The sequence below is a fragment of the Simplicispira piscis genome (assembly GCF_054783455.1).
Map to the genome: position 1 here is coordinate 112,856 of NZ_BAAGQN010000018.1, position 25,234 is coordinate 138,089.

At 62.1% G+C, this 25,234-nt stretch carries 20 protein-coding genes and 1 pseudogene; 16 read left to right on the forward strand and 5 right to left on the reverse strand.

Annotated elements, in window-relative coordinates; translation table 11 throughout:
• A partial coding sequence (gene purH / locus ACYVOC_RS14035) for a bifunctional phosphoribosylaminoimidazolecarboxamide formyltransferase/IMP cyclohydrolase (protein WP_461162209.1) occupies window positions 1-910 on the forward strand: 910 nt, incomplete at its 5' end.
• A gap of 62 nt (window positions 911-972) precedes the next feature.
• Here the strand turns inward: purH and ACYVOC_RS14040 are convergent.
• The 3 genes from ACYVOC_RS14040 to thiD all read right to left on the reverse strand — a co-directional run bounded on the left by ACYVOC_RS14040 (window position 973) and on the right by thiD (window position 4,172).
• On the reverse strand, window positions 973-1,845 hold the full coding sequence (locus tag ACYVOC_RS14040; protein ID WP_116003007.1) for an acyltransferase: 873 nt from the start codon (window positions 1,843-1,845) through the stop codon (window positions 973-975).
• Between the two features lie 85 nt (window positions 1,846-1,930).
• Window positions 1,931-3,244, reverse strand: a complete 1,314-nt coding sequence (gene hemL / locus ACYVOC_RS14045; protein WP_461162210.1) for a glutamate-1-semialdehyde 2,1-aminomutase — start codon at window positions 3,242-3,244, stop codon at window positions 1,931-1,933.
• On the reverse strand, window positions 3,228-4,172 hold the full coding sequence (gene thiD / locus ACYVOC_RS14050; protein ID WP_461162211.1) for a bifunctional hydroxymethylpyrimidine kinase/phosphomethylpyrimidine kinase: 945 nt from the start codon (window positions 4,170-4,172) through the stop codon (window positions 3,228-3,230). The genes hemL and thiD overlap by 17 nt, the downstream gene beginning before the upstream one ends.
• A gap of 115 nt (window positions 4,173-4,287) precedes the next feature.
• On the opposite strand from thiD, the gene ACYVOC_RS14055 reads away from it, so the two are divergent.
• Genes ACYVOC_RS14055 through ACYVOC_RS14085 form a run of 7 tightly spaced genes read left to right on the forward strand, consistent with a single transcriptional unit; the run spans window position 4,288 to window position 15,328 of the window.
• On the forward strand, window positions 4,288-4,440 hold the full coding sequence (locus ACYVOC_RS14055) for a rubredoxin (protein ID WP_116003010.1): 153 nt from the start codon (window positions 4,288-4,290) through the stop codon (window positions 4,438-4,440).
• A gap of 51 nt (window positions 4,441-4,491) precedes the next feature.
• Window positions 4,492-4,890 carry a response regulator gene (locus ACYVOC_RS14060; RefSeq protein ID WP_116003011.1) on the forward strand — a complete coding sequence of 133 codons (399 nt, stop codon included), beginning with the start codon at window positions 4,492-4,494 and terminating at the stop codon, window positions 4,888-4,890.
• The gene (locus ACYVOC_RS14065; RefSeq protein ID WP_116003012.1) at window positions 4,890-5,255 is read left to right on the forward strand and encodes a response regulator; all 366 of its coding nucleotides are present in this window, start codon (window positions 4,890-4,892) and stop codon (window positions 5,253-5,255) included. The genes ACYVOC_RS14060 and ACYVOC_RS14065 overlap by 1 nt, the downstream gene beginning before the upstream one ends.
• A gap of 16 nt (window positions 5,256-5,271) precedes the next feature.
• Window positions 5,272-5,799 (forward strand): chemotaxis protein CheW, encoded by a 528-nt coding sequence (locus tag ACYVOC_RS14070; protein WP_461162212.1) that lies wholly within the window; start codon window positions 5,272-5,274, stop codon window positions 5,797-5,799.
• A gap of 21 nt (window positions 5,800-5,820) precedes the next feature.
• Window positions 5,821-8,091, forward strand: a complete 2,271-nt coding sequence (locus ACYVOC_RS14075; RefSeq protein WP_116003014.1) for a methyl-accepting chemotaxis protein — start codon at window positions 5,821-5,823, stop codon at window positions 8,089-8,091.
• Between the two features lie 44 nt (window positions 8,092-8,135).
• Window positions 8,136-14,111 (forward strand): hybrid sensor histidine kinase/response regulator, encoded by a 5,976-nt coding sequence (locus ACYVOC_RS14080; RefSeq protein ID WP_461162213.1) that lies wholly within the window; start codon window positions 8,136-8,138, stop codon window positions 14,109-14,111.
• A gap of 50 nt (window positions 14,112-14,161) precedes the next feature.
• The gene (locus ACYVOC_RS14085) at window positions 14,162-15,328 is read left to right on the forward strand and encodes a PilT/PilU family type 4a pilus ATPase (RefSeq protein ID WP_461162214.1); all 1,167 of its coding nucleotides are present in this window, start codon (window positions 14,162-14,164) and stop codon (window positions 15,326-15,328) included.
• On the opposite strand, the gene ACYVOC_RS14090 is transcribed toward ACYVOC_RS14085, so the two are convergent.
• On the reverse strand, window positions 15,315-16,781 hold the full coding sequence (locus tag ACYVOC_RS14090; protein ID WP_461162215.1) for a cryptochrome/photolyase family protein: 1,467 nt from the start codon (window positions 16,779-16,781) through the stop codon (window positions 15,315-15,317). The two genes, ACYVOC_RS14085 and ACYVOC_RS14090, sit on opposite strands and share 14 nt — an antisense overlap.
• A 20-nt stretch (window positions 16,782-16,801) precedes the next feature.
• Between ACYVOC_RS14090 and ACYVOC_RS14095 the strand changes: the two genes are divergently transcribed.
• From ACYVOC_RS14095 to ACYVOC_RS14125, 7 genes are all read left to right on the forward strand, one after another.
• Entirely contained in the window at window positions 16,802-17,401 is a 600-nt protein-coding gene (locus tag ACYVOC_RS14095) for a YqgE/AlgH family protein (RefSeq protein WP_116003018.1), read from the forward strand.
• Entirely contained in the window at window positions 17,398-17,826 is a 429-nt protein-coding gene (ruvX, locus tag ACYVOC_RS14100; RefSeq protein WP_116003019.1) for a Holliday junction resolvase RuvX, read from the forward strand. The genes ACYVOC_RS14095 and ruvX overlap by 4 nt, the downstream gene beginning before the upstream one ends.
• Entirely contained in the window at window positions 17,823-18,344 is a 522-nt protein-coding gene (gene pyrR / locus ACYVOC_RS14105; RefSeq protein ID WP_461162216.1) for a bifunctional pyr operon transcriptional regulator/uracil phosphoribosyltransferase PyrR, read from the forward strand. Before ruvX ends, pyrR begins: the two co-directional genes overlap by 4 nt.
• A 3-nt stretch (window positions 18,345-18,347) precedes the next feature.
• Window positions 18,348-19,310 (forward strand): aspartate carbamoyltransferase catalytic subunit, encoded by a 963-nt coding sequence (locus ACYVOC_RS14110; protein WP_461162217.1) that lies wholly within the window; start codon window positions 18,348-18,350, stop codon window positions 19,308-19,310.
• 189 nt (window positions 19,311-19,499) lie between these two features.
• Window positions 19,500-20,795, forward strand: a complete 1,296-nt coding sequence (locus ACYVOC_RS14115; RefSeq protein ID WP_461162218.1) for a dihydroorotase — start codon at window positions 19,500-19,502, stop codon at window positions 20,793-20,795.
• A gap of 35 nt (window positions 20,796-20,830) precedes the next feature.
• A complete protein-coding gene (locus ACYVOC_RS14120) occupies window positions 20,831-21,568 on the forward strand; it encodes a lysophospholipid acyltransferase family protein (RefSeq protein ID WP_461162219.1) in 738 nt (245 codons plus the stop codon).
• Window positions 21,569-21,748: 180 nt separating this feature from the next.
• Window positions 21,749-22,981 carry a Yip1 family protein gene (locus ACYVOC_RS14125; RefSeq protein ID WP_461162220.1) on the forward strand — a complete coding sequence of 411 codons (1,233 nt, stop codon included), beginning with the start codon at window positions 21,749-21,751 and terminating at the stop codon, window positions 22,979-22,981.
• Window positions 22,982-23,058: 77 nt separating this feature from the next.
• On the opposite strand, the gene ACYVOC_RS14130 is transcribed toward ACYVOC_RS14125, so the two are convergent.
• Complete coding sequence (locus tag ACYVOC_RS14130; protein ID WP_461162221.1) at window positions 23,059-24,132, reverse strand: ABC transporter ATP-binding protein; 1,074 nt, start codon at window positions 24,130-24,132, stop codon at window positions 23,059-23,061.
• A gap of 119 nt (window positions 24,133-24,251) precedes the next feature.
• Between ACYVOC_RS14130 and ACYVOC_RS14135 the strand changes: the two are divergent.
• Window positions 24,252-25,234 (forward strand): annotated as a pseudogene (locus ACYVOC_RS14135) (ABC transporter permease); the annotation flags it as partial.

Consider the following 25,234-nt stretch of genomic DNA (forward strand, 5'->3'; position numbering starts at 1 on the left):
GCAGGCCGCGCTGTACCGCGACTTGTACCCGGCGCCCGGCTCGCTCGTCACGGGCGTGCAACTGCAAGGCAAGGAACTTTCCTACAACAACATTGCCGACGCCGATGCTGCCTGGGAATGCGTCAAGAGCTTTGACGCCGCCGCCTGCGTGATCGTCAAGCACGCCAACCCCTGCGGTGTGGCCGTGGCGCTGGATGCCGCGTCGGCCTATGCCAAGGCCTTTCAGACCGACCCCACCAGCGCGTTTGGCGGCATCATCGCCTTCAACCGCGCGGTGGACGGGGCAGCTGCTGCGCAGATCAGCAAGCAATTCGTCGAAGTGCTGATGGCGCCGGATTTCACTGCCGAGGCACTGGAAATTTTCAAATCGAAGGCCAATGTGCGTCTGCTCAAGATCGCCTTGCCCAAGCACGGTGGCACGACTTCTTGGGAGCGCGGCCGCAATGCCATGGATGCCAAGCGCATTGGCTCGGGCCTGCTGCTGCAGACGGCCGACAACTATGAGCTTTCGCTCATGGATCTGCGTGTGGTGACGAAAAAGCAGCCCACGCTGAGCGAAATGGAAGACCTGCTGTTCGCCTGGAAGGTGGCCAAGTACGTCAAAAGCAATGCCATCATCTTCTGCAAGGGCGGTATGACCATGGGCGTGGGTGCCGGTCAGATGAGTCGCCTCGACTCGGCGCGCATCGCCAGCATCAAGGCGCAGCATGCCAACCTGAGCCTGGTGGGCACCGTGGTGGCGAGCGATGCCTTCTTCCCTTTCCGCGATGGCCTGGACGTGGTGGTGGACGCCGGTGCCAGCTGCGTCATCCAGCCCGGGGGCAGCATGCGCGACCAGGAAGTGATTGATGCCGCCGATGAGCGCGGTGTCTCCATGGTGTTTTCGGGCGTGCGTCACTTCAGGCATTGAGCCATTGGGGCCGACAACAAAAAAGCGGCCTCGGCCGCTTTTTTGTTGTCGGGCAGGACTCTTTAAGCGCCCGTGGCTTTCTTGCTGGCCAGAATCTGCGTGATTTCCTCATCCTTGGCCTGCCACAGTTCATTGATCCAGGCTTGTACGGGTGCGCGCGGTGCTGGTTCACCGTTGGCCGGCAATGCCTGGGGGGGAATGCTGCGCAGTTGGGCGCGCACCACCACCTCGGGGATACGGCCGCAGAGGGCGTCGGTGAATGTGGGGGCGCCCTGGGGGTAGACGATAGTGACGTCGAGATAACCGGTAAAGGCATCGCCCAGGGTTTCCAGCGCCATGCTCAGGCTGCCCACCTTGGGTTTGAGCAGGTGGCGGTAGGGCGATTTTTGCTGTGCGTGCTTGGCCGGGGTGAAGCGCGTGCCTTCGACAAAACTCATCACCGAGGTGGGTACCAGGCGGAATTTTTCACAGGCCTTGCGCCCTGCGGCGAGGTCGGCCCGGGCGCTGGCGCCGCCTTTGCGCTGCATGAAGGGAAAGTCGAGCGCCCACCAGGCCAGGCCGATCACGGGCACATAAATCAGTTCTTTCTTGGTAAAGAACTTGAGCATGGGGATGCGGCGGTTGAAGACGCGCTGCAACACCAGGATGTCCACCCAGGTCTGGTGGTTGCTGGCGACCAGGAACCAGCCTTGGGGGTCAAGCCCTTCAATGCCTGTGACATCCCAGCGAACCGGGTTGACGGTGTCTAGCCAGAAGGTGTTGATGTCCATCCACAGTGCTGCGATGCCCATCAGAGCGCGGTCGCACACATGGCGCACCGCCGTGACCGGCAGGATGAGCTTGGCCAGGGCGAACGGGATCATCGAGCTGCACAGCACCAGGGTGTTGATCACCAGGATCAGCGTGGCAAACAGGAACTTCAACGCAGCGAGCATGGGCAGGGCAGTGGGGGTTGCGGAGACAGAACTATAAACTTGAAGTGTTTTTGGCTTCTAACGCTTATCCAGTAAGCGCATAAAGCTATATTTTTGATAGTGTTTTGAACACTTCGCGGGCGGCCGCCACGGTGGTTTCGATGTCGCTGGCTGTGTGCGCCCCGCTCACAAAACCGGCTTCATACAGCGCCGGCGCAATGTATACGCCCCGGTCGAGCAGGCCGTGGAACAGGGTGTTGAAGCGTGCGTTGTCGGTCCTGAGCACCTGGGCGTAGTTTTGCGGCAGCTCGGGCAGCAGGAAGAAACCGAACATGCCGCCTTCACAGTCAGCGCTGAACGGAACGCCCTCGGCGGCGGCAGCGGCTTTCAGGCCGGTGACCAGCGAGTGCGTCGAGGCGGACAGCGCGTCGAAGAAACCGGGTTTGCGGATTTCGCGCAGCGTCGCCAGGCCACAGGCGGTGGCCACCGGGTTGCCCGACAACGTACCGGCCTGGTACACCGCACCCAGCGGTGCGAGGTGTTCCATGATGGCGCGCGGGCCACCAAAGGCGGCCAGCGGCATGCCACCGCCAATCACCTTGCCCAGCACGGTGATGTCCGGTTTGAAACCGGGAATGCTCTTGGCGTACACGCTTTGCGCGCTGCCCAGCGCCACGCGAAAGCCCGTCATCACCTCATCGAGCACCAGCAAGGCGCCGTACTCGGTGCACAGTTCGCGGCAGCGGCGCATGAAGGGCACGCTGGCACGCACCAGGTTCATGTTGCCCGCGATGGGCTCGATCATCACGCAGGCCAGCTCCTTGCCGTGCAGGGCAAACGCTTCTTCGAGCTGTGCTACGTTGTTGTATTCGAGTACCAAGGTGTGCTGTACCACCTCGGCGGGCACACCCGCGCTGGTGGCATTGCCAAACGTGGCCAGGCCCGAGCCTGCCTTGACCAGCAGCGCATCGGCGTGCCCGTGGTAGCAGCCCTCGAACTTGATGATCTTGCTGCGGCCCGTGGCGCCGCGCGCCAGGCGGATGGCACTCATGCCGGCCTCGGTGCCCGAGCTGACAAGGCGCACCATCTCCATCGAGGGCACCAGGCTGAGGATTTCCTCGGCCAGTTCCACCTCGCGCTCGGTCGGCGCGCCAAACGAGAAGCCTTCAAGCGCTGCCTTTTGCACGGCTTCGAGCACGGCCGGGTGGCCGTGGCCCAGGATCATGGGGCCCCAGGAGCCGATGTAGTCAATGAAACGCTGGTCGTTCGCGTCCCAGAAGTACGCGCCCTGGGCGCGCTTGACGAAGCGAGGTGTGCCGCCTACGGCCTTGAACGCGCGCACGGGAGAGTTCACGCCGCCGGGAATCACGGCTTTGGCGCGTTCGAAGAGGGGAAGGTTGAGGTCAGTGTTTGATGTCATGGGGAGGTAGCCCGAAGCCTTCAAGGCTGGGTGGTTCGGTGGGGTCGGGGGTGTCATCGTCGCTGTCGTCGGGCTCGGCCCAGAACATACGGTCGGGGATGACATGGCCCATGCCGGGACGAAAACCTCCGTCCAGGCAATGGTCGAGATAGGCCAGGGCTTCGTTGCAGGCCTCGGTGAGGTCCGTGCCGCAAGCCAGCAGGGCGGCCAGCGCCGCCGACAAGGTGTCGCCTGCGCCGGCAAAGGTGGCGTCGAAAAGCTCGAACCGGCTCGAAGAAAGCACGGTCTCGGGCGATGCCAGGGCGTTTTCAATGAACTGCTCGGGCAGGGGAATGCCTGTCACCAGTGTGTAGGGCACGCCCATCTCGGCGGCTGCTGCAGCGATGTCGCGCGGGCCCGGATTTCTGTCGCTGCTCCAATCGGGAAGGAGCCAGCGCCACAAGGTGCTGTGGTTTCCAACCAACACGGTGGTTTGCGGCAGCAAAAGCTCGCGAAAGGCATCCAGGTACTGGTCAATCAGGTCATCCTGCCACCAGGAAAGGTTGGGCATGTAGCTGACTACGGGCAGGTCGGGGTAGTCCGCCGTCAACTCGGCAATGGCGCTGATGTTTTCAGGCCCTCCCACAAACCCTACTTTGATTACCTGCACCGGTAGGTCTTCCAGTGCTGCCCGTGCCTGGTCGGTGACGGCCTCGTCGTCCATGGAGAAATGGTCGAAAACCTCAGCGGTATCACGTATGTAGGCCCCCGTGACGACAGCCACCGGGTGCCCGCCCACCGATGCCACCGTAGTGATGTCGGCCGTCAAACCACCGGCTCCGCTCGGGTCGCTGGCATTGAACACCATCACGCAGGCCGGGTTGGCCTGGGACTCGGCGCTGGGGGGCAGGCCGTCATCAGGGAGGGGGGAAGGCGGCTGGAGTGGCATGGGCCCGTTGCGGTGTGTGGGGTGGCGCAAAAGCGGCAACCAGCACAGGTGTCTGGATACAATCGTTGCATTCTATGTGAAGGCCCCTTAAGCTGTGACCGACTCATTGACTTGGATGTGTTTGCTTTGTGGTTGGATCTATGACGAGGCCCGGGGTTCACCGGAGTACGGCATTCCACCCGGTACGCCATGGGATCAGGTTCCTGCCGATTGGACCTGCCCTGAATGTGGCGCAGGCAAGAGTGTTTTCGAGATGGTCCAGATCTGAAACGCAGCCTTTGACTGCGTTGTTTATTTTTCCCATCGGGAGCAGTGACAATTGACTACAACCGGCGCATCTTTCAAAGTTCTCGTCGTGGATGACAGCAATACCATCCGACGCAGCGCGGAAATTTTCCTAAAACAGGGCGGACATGAGGTTTTATTGGCGGACGATGGATTTGATGCGCTGGCCAAGGTCAACGATTACCATCCGCAGCTGATCTTCTGTGACATCCTCATGCCCAAGCTCGATGGCTATCAGACGGTAGCTATCATCAAGCGCAATGCCCGTTTCGCCGATACGCCGGTGGTGATGCTTTCCTCCAAGGACGGCGTTTTTGACAAGGCGCGTGGGCGCATGGTGGGGTGCCAGGAATATCTCACCAAACCTTTTACCAAAGACCAACTGTTGCAGGCTGTGCAGCAATTTGGCAATCCTGATCAAGGAGCGATGTAATGGCTATTCAGAAAGTACTGGTCGTGGATGATTCCAAGACTGAATTGATGTTCCTGACGGACCTGCTGCAGAAAAAAGGCATGCAGGTGCGAACGGCTGAAAATGCCGAAGAAGCCTTTCGCCGCTTGGCGGAAGAAAAACCCGATCTGATTCTCATGGATGTGGTGATGCCAGGCCAGAATGGCTTTCAGCTGACCCGTGCCATTTCGCGTGACCCGCTCTATGCCGACGTGCCAATCATCATGTGCACCAGCAAGAACCAGGAGACCGATCGTGTATGGGGCATGCGCCAGGGCGCGCGTGGCTACATCACCAAGCCGGTCGATGCAGCGGAGCTGCAAGCCAAGATCGATGCTTTGAACTGAAGGTCCGGCATCTTCTATGGCCAATCGCGAAGCACTTAGAGAGCTCCAGGTACGTCTCGCCAGCCGTCTGCAAGCGGCAAGGACGGAGGGTTTGTCGGTTTCTTCCTGGCTGGCCGTAGAGTCCGCCGGGAAGTCTTACCTTTTGCCTCTCGGGCATGCAGGCGAAATTTTTCCGTGGACTGTGGTGCAGCATGTGCCATACACCCAGAAATGGTTTATGGGGGTAGCCAACCTGCGCGGTGGCCTCACGGGCGTGGTGGATCTGGCTGGCTTGATGGGCGATGCGCCGATGCGCACCGATCAGGCGCTGTCCGAGACCAGTCTGCTGGCATTCAATGCCGCACTGGAGGTGAATGCCGCTTTGCTGGTCGATCGACTGGCGGGGCTGCGCGGCACGGACGCCTTTGTTTCCTCCGAGTCGCCGGCCGAGGATGCTCCAGTGTTTTTTGGTACGACCTATATCGATTCCGACGGTAAGCGCTGGCAGGAGCTCAATTTGCAGGCCCTGTCTCAACACACCGCATTTTTGAGCATCAGTGCTTGAGTTCTTCTGTAAGGCTGCCCCATGTCTGTCGTCAAACAAGTTGGTAATCTGTTCAATCGCAAGCCTGTCAGCCAGGAAGCTGGCAATGGCCTGGCCGCGGATCAGGACGCGCTGTCCCTCGATGAGCTGCAAAACTATTCGGCGGATGGTTTGAATAGTGTGCAGGGTGATCCGGATGGTTATGCTTCTGCAGCAGCCAGTCCGGTGCGGTCGGAAGATGATGCTGACCTGATCTCGCTGCCTCTGCTGGGCGAAGCCAGTGCCGCTGCGCACCAGCGGCGGTTGCTGATTCTTCTTGCCGTGGGCGTGGCGGTGTTGGCTTTGATTGCTACCTGGGTGCTGCAGCAGGCAGACCGCTCTGCCCAGCAGCTGACCGCCACTGGTCAATCGCTCATGCAGTCGCAGCGCCTGGCCAAGTCGGTGTCGCAGGCCTTGGTCGGGAGTCCGCAGGCTTTCCCGGACGTGGTCGAGAGTTCGGGCGTGCTGGCGCGTAACGTGCGGGCACTGAATGCGGGTGATTCAGAGCTGAACGTGCAGGCCCTGGGCGAGTCGTTCAAGACAGACCTGGACGCAGTGACGCCATTGATGGAGCGCGCAGAGAAAAATGCAAGCGTCGTGATGGGGCAGCAAAAAATCCTGACGCAAGTGGGCGATGCCCTGCGCACGATCAACCGCCAGTCCTCGGATCTGTTGGAAATCGCAGAAACCGTGTCTTCGCTCAAGCTGCAGCAAAACGCCCCCGCCGCAGAGATTTCCGCTGCAGGCCAGTTGGTGATGTTGACACAGCGTATCGGTAAGTCGGCCAACGAGTTCCAGACCGCAGAAGGTGTGAGCCCTGAGGCGGTGTTCCTGCTGGGCAAGGACTTGAACTCGTTCAAGGAAATTGCACAAGGTCTGCTGGATGGCAGTCCTGAGTTGCGCCTGACCGCCACCAAGGATGCCCAAACCCGGGAGCAGCTCGCTGCTTTGATCAAGGTCTACGAAGACACCCGTAACCAGGCAAGCGCTATTCTGGGCAACCTGCAGGGTTTGGTTTCGGCGCGTGAGGCACAGACGGCCATTCTGGGCGACAGCGAGCCGCTGCGCCGCCAGCTCGAAGGGCTGCAAAACAAACTCTCGGCGCAGACGGGTATCGGTGCAGGCCAATTGGCGGCGCTGGTGTTGGCCGGTATTTTCGTGCTGTTGTGCGGTGTCGGTATTTCGCGTGTGCAACTGCTTGACAGCCGCAGCCGCCAGCTCGAAGCCGAGGCCCAGCAAAAGGACGCACAGCGCCAGGAACAGGAAGCCAAGCGCGTCAACGACGCCAACCAGGCCGCCATTTTGCGTTTGATGAACGAACTGCAATCGGTTGCTGAAGGCGATCTGACGCAGGAAGCCACGGTGACCGAAGACATTACGGGTGCTATCGCTGACTCGGTGAACTACACGGTGGAAGAATTGCGCCAACTGGTAGGCAGCGTGCAGAACACGGTAACCCGGGTGGCTCAAACCACCGCCATGGTGGACAACACCTCCACTGAGCTGCTGGCCGCATCGACCGAACAGCTGCGGGAAATTCGTGAAACGGGTCGCTCCGTGCTCGACATGGCTTCCCGAATCAACGAGGTGTCTACCCAGGCGGAAGAGTCTGCCACGGTGGCGCGCCAGTCGCTGCAGGCTGCAGATTCGGGTTTGCAAGCTGTGCAAAACGCCATCGGCGGTATGAACTCCATCCGCGACCAGATCCAGGACACATCCAAGCGCATCAAGCGCCTGGGCGAATCTTCGCAAGAGATTGGTGAAATCACCGAACTGATTTCCGACATTACGGAGCAGACGAACGTGCTGGCGCTGAACGCCGCCATTCAGGCGGCTTCCGCTGGTGAAGCTGGCCGGGGCTTCTCTGTGGTGGCCGAAGAAGTGCAGCGACTGGCTGAGCGCTCCGCAGACGCCACGCGCCAGATTTCGGCGCTGGTGAAGGCCATTCAGACCGACACACAAGATGCCGTGGCCGCTATGGAACGCTCCACGCAAGGTGTGGTGGAGGGGGCGCGCCTGTCGGACAGCGCAGGTACCGCACTGACGGAAATTGACCGCGTGTCGCGTCGCCTTGCGGAGCTGATCGAGCAGATCTCGTCTTCCACGTCGCGTGAAGCCACGTTGGCTAACGAGGTGGCAGAAAACATCCAGCACATTTTTGCGGTGACCGAGCAGACCGGTGAAGGTACGCGTGCTACGGCGCAGCAGGTGCGCGAACTCTCCACGATGGCCGAGGAACTTCGCCAGTCTGTGGCCCGGTTCAAGATTGCCTGACGTACCGAACAACAAACGGGCTCTGTGCAGCCGGGAACGAATCCATGTCATCTACTGATGCCGTCAACGCACCACATGCCGAGGGAGGTTCTGGCGAACAGGACCTTGGACCATTGGCATGGGTGCTCGAGGAATTGCGCAAGTCCCTGGACGGTGCCGTCAAGGCGCTGCGCCGCTTCGTGCACGATGCCGATCTGGCGCGTGAATCGGATCTTGCTACGCTGGACGTAGCCACCTTGCGCATTGCGCGCCAACAATTGCACCAAGCCAGCGGCGCACTTGAAATGGTTGGTATGGCATCACCGGCGCTGGTGCTCCGGGCCATGGAAACCGCGGTTCAGAAGTTCGTGCAACGCCCTGAGCTGTGCACCGACGACGCTGCAGGCGCGCTGGAGCGGGCCAGTTTTGCATTGAGCGAATATTTGGAAAGCGTGCTGGCAGGCAAGCTTGTCTCGTCAGTGGCCTTGTTCCCCCAGTACCGTGATGTGCAGGCATTGACGGGCGCTGACCGCGTTCATCCGGCCGATCTATGGCCCGTCGAGCGGCGCTTCCGCGAACCCGATGTCGAAGTTACGGCTGAACCGCTGGCCTATGGGCCGGCGGCGCGCGCGCGTCTTGACCAGGCCGTTCTGCGCATCGTGAAGGATGCCGACTTTGATGCGGCCCATGACTTGCGTGATATCGCGCTCGGATTTGTCGCAACCCAGACTGATCGCCAGTCCCGTGCTTTCTGGAAAATTTGCGCAGGGTATTTCGAGGCCTTTGGCCGTGGTTTGTTCGCGGCCGATGTCTATGCCAAACGGGTGGCCTCGCGCATTCTCATGCAGTACGCCACGCTGGCCCGAGGCGACTCGGGTATTGCGGACAGGCTGGTGCAGGATCTGCTGTTTTTTTGTTCGCAAGCGCAGCCGTCCGAGAACGATAAGGTTCCCTATCTGCGTGCGGTGCGCAAGGCATTCGACTTAGACCGTGCTCCGCCAGTGGACTACGAATCGCGCCGATTTGGTCGGTTCGATCCTGCTGTTCTGGCGCAGGCGCGCAAGCGCATTTCGGCCGTCGCAGAAACCTGGTCCGCACTGGCAGGCGGCGATCGCAACAAGCTCAAGCCCGCGGCAGACCAATTCAGCTTGGTGTGTGACTCCCTGCGCAAACTGCACCGCAACAGCGAAAGCCTGGCACAAGCGCTGACCCGGGCGGTGGAATCGACCACCCGGGCTGGCGAGCCTCCTTCGGCCGCGTTGGCCATGGAAGTGGCGACATCCGTGTTGTATCTCCAGGCCGCTCTGGAGGAAACGGATACCGCAGAAGAGCAAATGGTAGCCCGTGCCACGCGGCTCGCAGACCGGCTGGACCATGTCACGGCGGGCGGTGAACCGGATCCGCTGGAGCCCTGGATGGAGGAGCTGTACCGGCGCGTCAGTGACAACCAGACCATGGGCAGTGTGGTGGGCGAACTGCGCACAACGCTGGGCGAGGCCGAGCGTGCCATGGATCAGTTTTTCCGCAACCCGGAAGATGTGACGCCTTTGACCTCCGTGCCGGGGCGCTTGGCTCAGATGCGCGGCGTACTTTCGGTGCTTGGCTTGGACCAGGCTTCGTTGGCCGTGCTGCGCATGCGCGAATCCGTCGAGCGTTTGCTGGTGAATGATGTCGGTTCGGAAGAGGAACGCAAACAAACTTTCGAGAAACTGGGCAATAGCCTGGGAGCCTTGGGGTTCCTCATCGATATGCTGAGCTACCAGCGTGCCATGGCACGCAAGCTCTTTGTGTATGACGAAGAACTGGGTGAGTTGCGCATTTTGATGGGACGTACCCGCGCCCGAGTGACCGACCAGGCGGACAGCCCAGAGGACGTGGAGCACAAAATCGAGGAACGCGCCCCTGTGCCGTTGCCCGAGGTCGTACCGCGCGAATCACACTACGCCCATGTTCCTCCCGCTGTGGCGCTGCCAGCGGTGCCGGAGGCCGTGGAGGCTGTACAGCTTGAGCCTGCGCCGCTGATTGAAGAAGAATCCGTGTCCCTGGAGTCTGACTCCCTGGTAGCACAAGAAATCTCAGCGCCTGCAGCTGAAACTGCGCCTGTCATGCCACCTTTGCCGGTGATCTCCGTGGTCACCGAGGTGGAAGATGAGCTCCTGGACATCTTCCTGGAAGAAGCGCGCGAAGTGGTCGGGAACGGCTTGGCTGCGGTGCAGCTTCTAGAGGCAGAACCCGGCAATCTCAGCGAGCAGACGACGCTGCGCAGGGCGTTCCATACGCTCAAGGGCAGCTCGCGCATGGTAGGTTTGAATGATTTTGGTGAAGCAGCCTGGTCCATGGAGCAGCTGCTCAATGCCTGGCTGGCTGAGCAAAAACCCATGCAGCCGTCGCTGCTGAATTTGGCCAACCAGGCCTTGAACGGTTTTGGTCGCTGGGCCGATGACATCGCTGCGGGTACCGCTGGTGCATGGCAGGTCCAGATGTTTGCCAGCGTCGCAGACGCCATGCGCTTGGAGGGTACCGAACTGCCTCTGCAGCTTCCTGGTGAATCGCACACTGCAGCAGCGGTGCCGATGGTCCAGGAGGCGGTGTCCGAAGCAGCGCCAGATGAGCAGATTTTGGCGGATGATTTCCCTTCCTTCGAGTTCTCCGCAACCCAGTCTGTAGGGTTGGCGCAAGAAGCGGTGTCCCCGGAGCCCACCACAGAGATTCCGCTGGCAGAAGACATCGATTTTTCCGAGTTTTCTTCCGCCATGGCCACGCAAGAGCCTGTGGTGCCAGAGGCCGCACCGCAGACGGATGTCGATCTTCCGCTTGATCTGACCGCTCCAGTCGTGCAAGAGGTGCGTCTGGCAGACGACAGTCTGGAGCTTCCCATGCTGGAAGCTGCGCCAGCCCTGGCGACAGACCTTGAAAGCGCCTTGCTTCCCGCTGAAGCGGCGCACGACGAGCCGTCTCTGGAGACTGAGGCCGTTCCAGAGCCCGTAGCAGTAGTTTCCGAGCCGGCCCAGGATGACAACGTTAAAGTCATTGGCGATTTGCGCATCAGCATTCCGCTCTACAACGTCTACCTGAACGAGGCAGATGAGTGGTCGCGCAGACTTGTGACATCGCTCCAGGAATGGTCGATGGAGTTGCACGAGCGACTGCCCGACATGGCGGTGGCGCTTGCGCACTCGCTCGCCGGTAGTTCCGCCACGGTGGGTTTTTCTGCATTGTCCGATACCGCCCGATTGCTCGAGCATGCCTTGGAGCATGTGCAGTTGCAGTCCAAAGGCGAACCCGAAGATGCCCGCGCATTCCTGGATGCAGCGGAAGACATGCGACGCCTTTTGCACCAGTTTGCGGCCGGTTTCCTCAAGGAGACCAATCCGCAAATATTGGATGAATTGCAGCGGATCCTCCAAACCGAGGTTGTGAGTACGCAGTCGCCCCCCATCGAAGATGCCGAGCAGGCGATGGAAGCATGGCGGGAAGAAAATGCGCGCGCCGCACTCTTGGAGCCATCCGTCCCGGCACCGGAGCCCGAGACATTGGTGTCGCCATCCGCCGAGACTGTCGAGCCCGAGGTGGTACGTGGTTATGTGGCGCCGGCCCTCTCCGTTCCCTTGCGCGAACAGGCTGGTGGCGCCGCTGAAGCAGCAGACCCCGTTTTTGTTGCGCCCGCGGATATCGACGACGATATCGATGCGATCGACGTCATTGACCCGGACCTCTTCCCGATCTTCGAAGAAGAAGCCGCAGAACTGTTGCCGGTTTTGGGCGGTGCCTTGCGCCAATGGGCCTCGCGGCCAGACAACCTGGGTGCGCGTACCGAGGTGCTGCGTGCCTTGCATACCCTCAAGGGCAGTGCGCGGTTGGCGGGCGCCATGCGTTTGGGAGAACTCTCCCACCGCCTCGAATCCGCTATTGAGCAGCTGGATGTGGAAACAGTGCAGTCCGCGGATATCGATCCCTTGCTGGGTAGCTTTGACGGTTTGCAGGCGAACTTCAATGCGCTGCGAGCCATCAGTGACCAGGCTCCTGCCGAAGCAGTAGCGGTCACGCCGGTCAAACCCGAGGCGGCACCGGCAAGCGAGGCACCGCAGGCCGAGCAGCCGCGGCGTCCGGTGGTGGCGCGGCCCCAGGGACCGCTCGAACTGGCCCCCGTGCGCGCCACGGCCGGACATTCGGTGCGGGTGCGTGCACAGCTGCTGGATCGACTGGTCAACCAGGTCGGCGAGGTCATGATCACCCGCTCCCGCATGGAAGCGCGGCTGGGTCAGCTCAAGGGTTCGATGGCCGATCTCACGGGCAACCTGGAGCGTTTGCGCCAGCAATTGCGCGATATCGAGGTTCAGTCTGAATCCCAGATGCAGTCGCGACTGGCGTTGTCCAAGGAATCTGCGGCCGGTTTCGATCCGCTGGAGTTCGACCGTTTCACGCGGGTGCAGGAGCTGACCCGCATGATGGCGGAATCGGTCAACGACGTGGCCACGATCCAGCGCAATCTGCAGCGTACGGTGGAAGGCACCGAGGACGACCTGATTGCACAGGGACGGCAAGCGCGTGAATTGCAGCGCGACCTGCTGCGTACCCGCATGGTCGAGTTCGAAGGTATTGCAGAGCGGCTCTATGCCGTGGTGCGGCAGTCGTCCAAGGAAACCGGCAAGCAGATTAAGCTCGACATCACGGGGGGGTCGATTGAAATGGACCGGGGCGTTCTTGACCGTATGACGCCAGCGTTTGAGCACCTGTTGCGCAACTGTGTGGCCCATGGCATCGAAACACCGGAGCAGCGGCTTGCCCAAGGCAAGCCCGCTTCCGGGACGATCTCGGTCGATTTGCGCCACGAAGGGAACGACGTTTCGGTTGCGTTCCGAGACGACGGTGCCGGGCTGAATTTGTCGGGAATCCGGGCAAAAGCATTGTCTCAAGGGCTGATCAGCGCGGACACAGAACTGAGCGACACCGATGCTGCCAATCTGATCTTCACGCCGGGCTTCTCCACCGCATCCGAAGTGACTGGGCTTTCCGGCCGGGGCATTGGCATGGACGTGGTGCGGGCCGAAGTGAACGCCCTGGGTGGACGGATCGAAACCACGACCGAGGCCGGTAAGGGTGCGGCATTCCGCATGGTGCTTCCGTTGACCACGGCGGTAACGCAGGTGGTGATGTTGCGTGCCGGCGATTTGGCTGTGGGCGTGCCCGCGAACATTGTGGAAATTGTGCGCCGGGTGCCAGTGACTGAATTGGAAGCAGCGTACCGGACCGGAACCTTCGAGGTGGCTGGCGAGAGCCTGCCTTTCTATTGGTCTGGCGCCTTGCTGCAGGCTTCGCCGCGCAGCCATGACGCAGCTGCGGGCAAGACCCGGCCTGTAGTGGTGCTGCGCAGTGCATCGCAACGCATCGCCATGCATGTGGACGAAGTGCTTGGCAACCGTGAAGTCGTGGTGAAGAACCTGGGGCCGCAGTTGTCCAGGCTCCCTGGCTTGGCGGGCATGTCCGTGCTCGCTTCGGGGGCTGTCGTGCTGATCTACAACCCGGTGGCGCTGTCCACGGTGTATGGCGAGCAGGTGCGCGCAAGCAGTGCTTCCCAGGCACCTGTGACAATATCGTCGTCGGATGTTGGCGCGGGGATACCAGTCGCGGCCGTGCCTCCTGCATCGGGGCAGGTGCCATTGGTGCTGGTAGTGGACGATTCGATCACGGTACGGCGCGTCACGCAGCGCCTGTTGCAGCGCGAAGGCTACCGTGTGTCCTTGGCGGCAGACGGTCTGCAGGCACTGGAGCGGCTGCAGGAAGAGCGACCCACGGTGGTTCTGTCGGATATCGAAATGCCACGCATGGATGGTTTCGACCTCGCGCGCAACATCCGGGCCGATGCTGCGCTGCGCGACCTTCCCATCATCATGATCACGTCGCGTATCGCACAGAAGCACCGTGAACATGCCATGGAGTTGGGCGTGAACCATTACCTGGGCAAGCCATATTCGGATGACGAGTTGCTGAGTCTCATACAGCATTACGCCAAGTTGGCTGCCGATGCGGTGACTGCCTGACCGCCCAGCGCTGACAGCAGGGCCGGAAATGCAACCGGGAGACGCTGAAAGTGGATGATCTGAAACATTCCGGCGACCCCCGGCTGCTTTCTTGTTTGCAGCAAATGGTGCGCGCAGGCGCATCGGATCTCTTTCTGATAGCAGGGGCTCCTCCCACCCTCAAGCGGCAAGGGGGCTTTTTCACCTTGGGTTCCACTGCTGTGGAGGCCCATGATGTGCGCGACATGGCCTATTCGGTCATGGATGCAGCCCAGGTCACTGCTTTTGAGTCGTGCATGGAATGTGATCTGGCGTACCAAACGGGCAACGCAGATCGATTCCGGATCAATGTGCACCGTCAGCGCGGGCAGGTGGGAATGGTGGTGCGCTATGTGTCCCCCACGATCCTGTCACTCGACGCCCTCGGGTTGCCAGCGGTGCTCAAGCAGTTGGCATTTCTCAAAGGCGGGTTGGTGTTGGCGGTGGGCGCCGCCGGTTCGGGGAAGACGACCACCCTGGCATCGTTGCTGGATTACCGCAACGCGCACACGGCAGGCCACATCCTGACCATTGAAGACCCCATCGAGTACTTGCACGCCCACAAGAAGTCTCTGATGACCCAGCGTGAAGTTGGAATCGACACCCTGTCTTATGACGAAGCACTGCGCCACGCCATGCGCGAGGCGCCGGATGTCATCATGATTGGTGAAATCCGCGATCGCACCAGCATGCAGCATGCCCTGCATTACGCCGAATCAGGTCACCTGTGCATCTCCACCCTGCACGCCAACAATGCCAGCCAGGCGGTGCAGCGGATTTTGAATTTCTTCCCTGAAGAAGCACATGGCCAACTGCGCATGGATTTGTCACTCAATCTCAAAGCGGTGGTAGCTCAGCGCCTTATTGTGGGAACGCACAAGCGCCAGGTTCCTGCGGTCGAGGTGATGCTGCTGACGCACTATGTTTCGGAGTTGATCCAGAAAGGGCAAATCGAAGGGTTACGGGGAGCCATCGAGCGCACCGGGGAAGTGGGTATGTGCACTTTTGACCAGTCCATTTTCCAATTATTCGAGCGTGGGGAAATTGCACAGGCAGAGGCTGTGGCCCATGCAGACAACAAGACGGACATGGCCTTGCGCATGCGGCTGGCCGCCGGTGCTTCCCTGAGTGTGGAAGGCATGCACATGGCTCCCAATGCCGACGATGATGCGGCCCCGCCACTGCCTATCCTTCCTTGACGACTCCATAGCGAAGCAGGGTCCGTTGGCGCGCCGCATCGTGGTCCACGATCGGGGCGGGGTAGTCGCGCCCCAGCTCGATACCCGCAGCCTGCAAGGTGCCGATAGGTGCAAGCCAAGGCGCGTGCAGCGCCGCAGTGGGCAGATCTGACAATGCCGGAAGGTAGCGGCGGATGAAGCGGCCTTGCGGATCGAACTTGCGGCTCTGGAGCACCGGGTTGAAGATCCGAAAATAAGGCTGCGCATCACATCCGCTGGAACTGGCCCACTGCCAGCCACCGTTGTTGGCGGCGAGATCGAAGTCGTTGAGCTTTTCTGCAAAGTAACGCTCTCCCCAGCGCCAGTCCAGCCCCAGGTGTTTACACAAAAAACTGGCCGTCACCATGCGCAGGCGGTTGTGCATGTAGCCAGTCTGGTTGATCTGCGCCATTGCTGCATCGACCAGCGGATAGCCTGTGCGCCCCGTACACCACGCGTCGAACAAGTCGGCAGCGTGCGGGCCATTCTCCCAGGCGATCGCGTCGTACGCGGGCTTGAAGCTGCGCTGCGCTGCGTGCGGGTGGTGGTGCAGGACCTGGAAGTAAAAATCCCGCCAGATCAGTTCGTTGAGCCAGGTGCTGGCACCCGGGCTGCCCGACTGTGCCAGCGCATGGGCGGTGCGCGCCAGTGTGCGGATGGAAATGGTGCCAAAACGCAGGTGGGGCCCGAGGTAGCTGGGACCCTTGATCGCGGGAAAGTCGCGCGTGCTGTCATAGTGCTCTATGCGGGTGAGGAACTCATCGAGCAGAAGCTGCGCACCTCGGCTACCGGTGGCCAGCCGGATGGGCAGGCGCGGCGCGCATGAAAACCCCAGTTCCTGCAACGAGGGAACAGGGCTGCAGGCCCATGGCGGGCGGGGTGCCAGGGCCTGCGCATGGCGTTCGACCGGGTAGGCGCTCAGATAAAACGCATTGATCTTGCGCAGCCAAGCGTTTTTGTAAGGCGTAAACACGCTGTAGGGTGTACCGCCCTGGGTCAGCACTTCGCTGCGTTCGAAAACCGTGTGGTCCTTGCTGGTGTGAAAAGCCTTGCGCGAAGCCGCCAGCGCCGTGCGCACCTGGCTATCTCTCGCCAGTGCCTGGGGTTCGTCATCGTGGTTGGCAAAAACGGCCTGCACGTCCAGCGCAGCGGCCAGCGACGGAATTTCGTCTTCTGCGCTCCCGTGGCGCACGATCAAGCCGCCGTCCGGGCGCCCGTTCAGTGCCCGCAGATCCTCATCAAGCCCTTCAACAGCGCTGCGAATGAAGTCCACCCGAAGATCAATGCGGGGCAGGGCGTCGAGAATGGAACGGTCAAAGACGAAAACGCAATGCACCTGGGCGCATTGGCGCAAGGCATGGTAGAGAGCGGCTTGGTCTGCAGTGCGCAGGTCGCGCCGGAACCAAACCAGCCCTGTGCGGTATCTGGCGGGCATGTTCACCGTAAAATCAGTCTATGTCTGCCCATTCTGCGCCCATGAACCTGACGCACCATTTCCTCATCGCAATGCCCGGGATGGAGGATGCGTCTTTCGCACGCAGCGTGGTCTACCTGTGCGAGCACAGCGAGCGCGGAGCCCTGGGGCTCATCATCAACAAACCTACCGATATCAACCTTAAAGGCCTGTTCGACAAAGTCGACCTGTCTCTGGGCCGCAACGACCTGACCAATGCGCCCGTGTTTCTGGGCGGTCCGGTGCAGACCGAGCGCGGCTTTGTGCTGCACGAATCCTTGCATGGCACTGGCGACATTCCCGAAGAATCAGCGTACGCATCGACCATGGTGATTCCGGGGGGGCTGGAGATGACGACCTCCAAAGATGTGCTGGAAGCACTGTCCACCGGGGCAGGGCCGCGGCGGGTTTTGGTCACACTGGGCTACTCGGCCTGGGGTGAGGGGCAACTCGAATCCGAACTGGCTGAGAACAGCTGGCTGACGGTGGGTGCCGATTTGTCGGTGATTTTCGATACTCCGGTAGAGCAACGCTACGACAGCGCCCTGGGACTGCTGGGGCTGGAGGCGTGGCGCCTGTCGCCCGGGGCGGGCCACGCATGAGCGACGCTGCGCCGCCGGTTGCAACGCCAGAGGTTCCCATCCATCTGCAGACCTTTCTCGCCTTTGACTTTGGCCTCAAGCGCACGGGCGTGGCGGTTGGCAATCGGATGTTGCGCACCGCCAGCCCGCAGACCACCATCCGTGCCGAGGGCGACGCGCGCTTTGTGGGCGCGGCCGAGCGCATTGCCGAATGGCAGCCCGACGCGCTGGTGGTGGGCGTGCCCTACCACCCCGATGGTGCCAGCCACGAAAACACGCGCCGTGCACAGCGTTTTGCCCGGCAACTGCATGGCCGCTTCCGGTTGCCGGTCTATGAGGTGGATGAGCGCTACAGCACCACCGAGGCCTTGGCGGACGGTGCGCGCGATGCCGATGCGGCGTCGGCCTGCATCATTCTTGAACAGTTCCTGAGGAGCCTTCCATGACCCCATCTCCCTCTGGCGCCCCGGGTAGCCTGGTGCTTGACGCCGAGGCCCTGTACCGTGAGTTGTTGCGCGGCGTGCGTACGCTGCGCGAGCCGACCACCCGTCTGGCGGGTATTGCCTCGGGCGGCGCCTGGCTGGCCGAGCGGCTGCAGAAGGACCTGGGCCTCGATGGGGAGGCCGGTGTGCTGTCGTCCTCCATGCACCGCGATGATTTTGCGCAGCGTGGGTTGGCCGCCAGCGCCCAGACGACGCTGCCTTTCGATGTCAATGGCGCAGATATTTTGGTGCTCGATGATGTGCTTTACACCGGCCGCACCGTGCGCGCCGTACTCAACGAGCTGTACGACTACGGTCGCCCGGCCCGCGTGCGCCTGGCCGTACTGGTGGACCGGGGCGGACGCGAACTGCCCGTGCAGGCCGACTTTGCCGCCGCCCGCGTCGCTTTGCCTGGCACCCAATCGCTGGCGCTGGCGCGCAACGAGGGCGGTCAATTTCACTTCCAGATCAAAGAGGCCTGAGCCGTGCTGCACCAGCGCAACCCCCAACTCAATCGCCATGGCGAGCTGATCCACCTGCTGTCCATCGAGGGCCTGCCGCGCGACATCGTCACGCACATCCTCGATACCGCCGCCAACTTCGTGAGCGTGAATGACCGCGAGGTCAAGAAGGTGCCGCTCTTGCGTGGCAAGAGCGTGTTCAATCTGTTCTTCGAGAACAGCACACGCACGCGCACCACGTTCGAGATCGCGGCCAAACGCCTGTCGGCCGACGTGTTCAACCTCGATATCGCGCGCAGCTCGGCCAGCAAGGGCGAGTCGCTGCTCGACACCATTGCCAACTTGTCGGCCATGGCGGCTGACCTGTTCGTGGTGCGGCACAGCGAATCGGGTGCGCCCTACCTCATCGCCCAGCATGTGGCGCCCCATGTGCATGTGATCAATGCGGGCGACGGGCGCCATGCCCACCCCACGCAGGGGCTGCTGGACATGTACACCATCCGGCACTACAAGAAGGATTTCTCCAACTTGACCGTCGCCATCGTGGGCGATGTGCTGCACTCGCGCGTGGCGCGGTCCGACATCCACGGCCTGACCACGCTGGGCTGCGCCGAAGTGCGCGTGGTGGGGCCGCGTACCCTGGTGCCATCCAACATGGCAGAGATGGGCGTACGTGTATGCCACACCCTCGAAGAGGGCATCAAGGATGCCGACGTGATCATCACCCTGCGCCTGCAGAACGAGCGCATGAGCGGCGCGCTGCTGCCGTCGAGCCAGGAGTATTTCAAGAGCTTTGGCCTCACGCCCGAAAAACTGCGGCTGGCCAAGCCGGACGCCATCGTCATGCATCCCGGTCCCATCAACCGGGGCGTAGAGATTGACTCTGCCGTGGTGGATGGCCCGCAGGCCGTGATCCTGCCGCAGGTCACCTTTGGCATTGCGGTGCGCATGGCGGTCATGTCGATCGTGGCCGGGAATGAGGCTTAACCCCCTGAACCGCTTCGCGTCTTCCCCCAAGGGGGACGCCCCCAGTGGCCCGGCAAAGCCGGTTCCACGGGGGCACTGGCGTGGGTCTGCTGCGGCGCGGGTGTCTGTTGATGTAATGCAGACTGCTATTTATTTGATAGCTGTTTGCGCTTGTCCAGTAAGCGCTAACAGCCAATTTGGCTTGAAATCATGAAGATACTGATCCAGAACGGCCGTGTGATCGACCCCGCCTCGGGCCTTGACCAGACCTGTGACATCGCCATCGCGGCAGGCCGTATCGTGGGCGTGAACCGCGTGCCGCCCGATTTTGCGCCCCAGCGCAGCATTGACGCCACAGGTTGCATCGTGCTGCCCGGGCTGGTGGACCTGGCGGCCCGTCTGCGCGAGCCAGGGTATGAGCACGAAGGCATGCTCGAATCCGAAATGGCGGCTGCAGTGGCCGGCGGTGTGACCAGCCTGGTGTGCCCGCCCGATACCGACCCCGTGCTCGACGAGCCGGGGCTGGTGGAGATGCTCAAGTTCCGCGCCGAAAAACTGCACCAGACGCGCCTGTTTCCGCTGGGCGCCCTTACGCGCGGGCTGGCGGGCGAGGTGCTGACGGAAATGGCCGAGCTCACCGAGTCCGGCTGTGTGGGTTTTGGCCAGGCCGAGGTGCCCTTGGCCAGCACGCAGGTCCTGCAGCGCGCATTGCAGTATGCGGCCACCTTTGGCTACACCGTCTGGCTGCGCCCACAGGAGCTGCATCTGGGCAAGGGCGTAGCGGCCAGTGGCTCGCTGGCCACGCGGTTGGGCCTGTCGGGCGTGCCAGTGGCGGCCGAGACGATTGCGCTGCATACCATTTTTGAGCTGCTCCGGGCGACCCAGGCGCATGTGCACCTGTGCCGTCTGTCCAGCGCCGAAGGGGTGGCGCTGGTACGCCAGGCCCGCGCCGAGGGGTTGAATGTGACGTGCGACGTCAGCATCAATTCACTCTATCTGACGGACACGGACATCGGCTTTTTTGATAGCCGGGCGCGGCTGACGCCGCCGCTGCGCCAGCAGCGCGATCGCGATGCCCTGCAGGCGGGCCTGCGCGACGGCACCATCGACGCACTGGTCTCAGACCATAACCCGGTCGACGAAGACGCCAAGACACTGCCTTTTGCCGAAGCCGAACCCGGCGCTACCGGACTGGAGCTGCTGCTGAGCCTGGCACTCAAATGGTCGCAGGATAGTGGCGCGCCCCTGGCGCGTGCTCTGGCCGTAGTGACCAGCGAGCCCGCCCGCGTGTTGGGCAGTGCCCTGGGAACCCTGCAGGCCAGCGTGGGCCAGTTGGTGGTGGGGGGGGTGGGGGATGTCTGCATCTTCGATCCGAAGGACCATTGGATTGTGCAGGCCGAGGCCCTGCGCAGCCAGGGCAAACACACGCCGTTTTCGGGCTACGAGCTGCCGGGGCGGGTGCGCTGCACGTTGGTGGCTGGGCAGATTGCGTTTGAACGAAGCTGAGACAGTGAGCGCGCTTTAAGCCAGGCCAGGTTTTTGTGAAGCACTTCAAGGCCTGCGGGCGTTTGCTGCGTCTGCTGTTCCATGTCGCCCAGGGTCTGTGGGTCGTAGCGCTGCGCTTTCCGGCGCTGTCACCCGCGCAACAGCAGGCCCGGGTGCAGGCCTGGTCGCTGGCGCTGCTGGCCCATGCGGGCGTTTCGCTCTCGATTCGCGGGGCTCCTGCGCTGGTCGGCCCGGTTTTGCTGGTGTCCAACCACCTGTCGTGGCTGGATATTCCGGTGTTGCATGCGGCACGCTATTGCAGGTTTGTCTCCAAGTCGGACGTGCAGGACTGGCCGCTGGTTGGTACGCTGGCCACGGCAGCGGGCACGCTCTACATTGAGCGCAGTTCTTCCCGCGATGCCTTGCGCGTGGTGCAGTCCATGCAGCAGGCGCTGGCGCAGGGTGAAGTGTTGGCGGTGTTTCCCGAAGGCACGACCGGCGATGGGCGCACCATGCTGCCCTTTCATGCCAACTTGCTGCAGGCTGCCGTGGCTGCCCAGGCGCCGGTGCAACCCGTAGGCCTGCGGTTTGTCGACAAGGCCACGGGCTCCACCAGTTTTGCGCCCAGCTTTGTTGGTGATGAAACCCTGGTGGGCTCCATCTGGCGCACGCTGTGCGCGCCGCCGATCGAGGCCATCGTGCATTTTGGGGTGCTTGAATATGCACTGGAGCGTGATCGGCGTACCTGGGCGCTGCACTTGCACCACACCGTGGACAGCCTGCGGCGCGGGTGATCGTTAGTGTGTCAAAAATGCCTTTCGAGCTGGCATCTGTCTTGAAAAGCGTGCATATTCCACGTATCGGGCGCTTTTGGTATGGAATGTTGGTCTTTTGGACACGCAATTCCCGTATCGTCCGGATCTTTCGGGCCGGTGCCTATGCAGCCTGGCCCTTCACACTGCAGGGAGGACACCATGGATCTGGTACAGCGCGTCAAAAGCATTCTTCTTCAACCCAAGGACACCTGGGCCACCATCGAGGGCGAGCAGGCGGATGTAGCAGGCCTGTATACCCGCTACTTCATGGTGCTGGCGGCCATTCCGGCGGTCTGCGGTTTCATTGGCATGTCCATCATCGGCATGGGGGCCTTTGGGGTTTCCATCCGTGTGCCGTTCCTATCGGGCCTGGCCAGCATGGTGGTGTCTTACGTGCTGAGCCTGGTGGGCGTGTTTGTGCTGGCGCTCATTGTCAATGCCCTGGCTCCGACCTTTGGTGGTCAGAAAGACCAGATGCAGGCGCTCAAACTGGCCGTTTACGCCAGCACGGCTGCCATGCTGGGAGGCCTCTTCAGTCTGCTGCCGGCGCTGGCCATGCTCAGTTTGCTGGCCGCGCTGTATTCGATCTACCTGATCTATTGCGGGCTGCCTATTCTGATGAAAAATCCGCCAGAGAAGTCACTGGCGTACACCGCCGTGGTGCTGGTGGCTGCCATCGTGATGGGGGTGGTCATGGGGCTTGTCAGCAACATGTTCATGCCCCGGGGCGGCATGCTCATGGGCAGCGCAGACGATTCTGCGATCTCGGTGACCACACCGGGCGGCAAGGTCAGCATCAACACCGCCGGGCTGGAGGCGGCGAGCAAGAAGATGGAAGAGGCCGCTCGCCAGATGGAAAAGGCACAGAAAAGCAATGACCCCAACGCCATTGCTGCAGCCACGGGCCAGGCGGTGGCGGCTGCCGCTGGCATGATGGGCGGCGGGCAGGCGGTGGCCGCGCAATCCCTCAAGGCGGCGCTGCCTGAACAACTGGGGGACATGGCCCGCACAGGCTTTGACGTGCAGGATGGTGCTGCCTTGGGCTTGCCTACCAGCCAGGCCAGCGCGCAATTCAGCAATGGCGACAAGGAGGCGCGCCTGGAAATCACCGACCTGGGCGGTATGGGCCAGATGGCTATCCTGGCCATGGGCATGGCACAGGGCGAAAAAGAAGACCGCGAGCATGCCGAGAAGACCTGGCAGGAAGGTGGCCGTACCCTGCACCAGAGCTACCGCAAGGACGGCAGCCAGGCAGAGTTCAAGATGGTGCTGAAGAACGGCATCCTGGTCAGCATCGAGGGTGACAACATGGACATGCGCGCGGTGCGCTCCCTGCTGTCCGAGGTGAACGTTGCAGCCCTGGAGGGGCTGCAGCGCAAGGCCAAGCCCTGATCGAGGCATGGACGAGAATTGCTATAACAAACAGAGCTATCAGCGCTTGATGGTAAAGCGCTAGGGGCCTTTTTTACCTAAATCGCAGGCGTCCGCTCAAAAGTCACCACATGGTCCACTTGGGCGCGAATGCCGATCCATTCGCCCAGGGCATGGTCATGGTGGCTGGGCACATGGGCCAGCAGAGCCTGGCCGTTGTGCAGGCGCAGGGTGTACAGGAACTCGGATCCTCGGAATGACTTGCGCACGATCTGGGCCTGCACTGGCGCCGCGTCGTCGTGCACGATGTCGTCGGCGCGCAGCAGCACGTCGCATTCGCCCGCCGGGTAGCTGGAAGGCAGGGGACATTCGGTCAGGTTGGCCAGATCGCCCAGTGGCGTGCGCACCACGACGGCACTGCCTTGCTGCACCAAGGTGGCGGGTGCAAACACGCCGTGGCCAATGAAGTCAGCCACAAAGCGCGTGGCTGGGCGGTGATAGAGGGTGTAGGCATCGTCCCACTGGTGCAGGTGGCCCTGGTGCATGACACCAATCACGTCACCAATGGCAAAGGCTTCAAGCTGGTCGTGCGTGACGAACAGCGCCGTGGCGCCTGCGGCTTTCAGGATGCCGCGCACTTCATGGGCCAGGCGCTCGCGCAAATCCACATCGAGATTGGAAAAAGGTTCGTCCAGCAGCATGAGCTGAGGGCGCGGCGCCAGCGCACGGGCCAGTGCCACGCGCTGCTGCTGGCCACCCGAGAGTTCGTGCGGAAAGCGCTTTTCGCTGCCCTCCAGCCCGACGAGCTGCAGCACCTCGGTCACCCGCGCAGTCTGTGCGCCGCGCGGCAGGCTGTGGATGCCAAAAGCCACGTTTTGCCCTACGTTCAAGTGCGGGAACAGGGCATAGTCCTGGAACACCATGCCAATGCGGCGTTGCTCAGGGGGCAAGCTGCGTCCAGGGCTTCCGACAATCTGCTCGCCCAGGCGGATTCTTCCCGCCGCCACGGGCTCCAGGCCGGCCACGGCGCGAAGCAGCGTGGTTTTTCCGCAGCCCGAAGGGCCAATCAGCACGCCGATCTGGCCCGCGCTCAGCCCCAGTGAAACGTCTTGCACTGCGGCCTGCGGCTGGCCGGCGTAGCGCACTTCAAGTTGGGAGACCTCTAGAAACATGGATTCATTGTAGGCGGGGGCGTTGGCGAAATGCTTAGAATTCGCATTTGTATTAGTGGCGCCCGATAGCGGGGCCAGTGGCTACTGTATTTCCATCCTTGCTCTCCGAGTCGCTCACCTTGCCACGTTTCCTCGCTGTCCTGCGCACCCTTCCGCTGCTGTTGCTTGTCGGTCTGCTGTCGCTTCCCGTGCTGGCGCTGTTGGGGGCATGGTTGCCCTGGGGGGTGGCGCAGGCTCCCGCAGGGGCTATCTTGCGCGAGATGGCGGCCACAGTGCTGCCGGGCTATGTTTGGACCACGCTCTGGCTCGCCCTGTGGGTGGGGCTGGGGGCTGCGTTCGTGGGAACGGCCGCAGCGGCAGTCGTGACCCTGTTTGATTTTCCAGGGCGGCGCATGCTCGAATGGCTGCTGCTGCTGCCCCTGGCCATGCCGGCTTATGTCACGGCCTATGCGTATACCGATTTCCTGCAGTTCAGCGGCCCGCTCCAGGTGGGACTGCGTGCGGCGTTTGGGTTGGAAGGCCGCCTGCTGCCGGAGGTGCGCAGTCTGTGGGGCGCTATCTGGGTGTTTATTTTTGCGCTCTACCCTTACGTGTACCTGCTCGCACGCACGGCGCTGGGTGAGCGTGCTGCCCACCTGATGGAGGCCGCGCGACTGCTTGGTGCGCCGCTCTCACGCCGCATTGCCACTATTGCGCTGCCCCTGGCCCGCCCGGCCGTTGCAGCCGGTGTGGCGCTCGTGCTGATGGAAACACTGGCCGATTTTGGCGTCACCAGCTACTTCGGCATACAGACCTTTACGACCGGTATCCTCAAGGCATGGTTGTCCATGGACAACCGCACGGCGGCAGCACAACTGTCCACCATGCTGCTGGCGTTGGTCATGGGGCTTTTGTGGCTGGAGCACCGAGCCCAGCGGCGCATGCGCTTTTCGGCGGCGGGTCCGGGTCATGCGGCCGCGACCGAAGCTTTGCCAGTGCCCCTGCACGGCGTGCGCCGCTGGTTGGCCTGGGCGGTATGCACAGTGCCGGTGCTCATGGGCTTTGTGGCGCCCGTGGGTTTTATGCTGCGCCCTTTGGCATCCGATTGGTCGGTGTTGCCCTG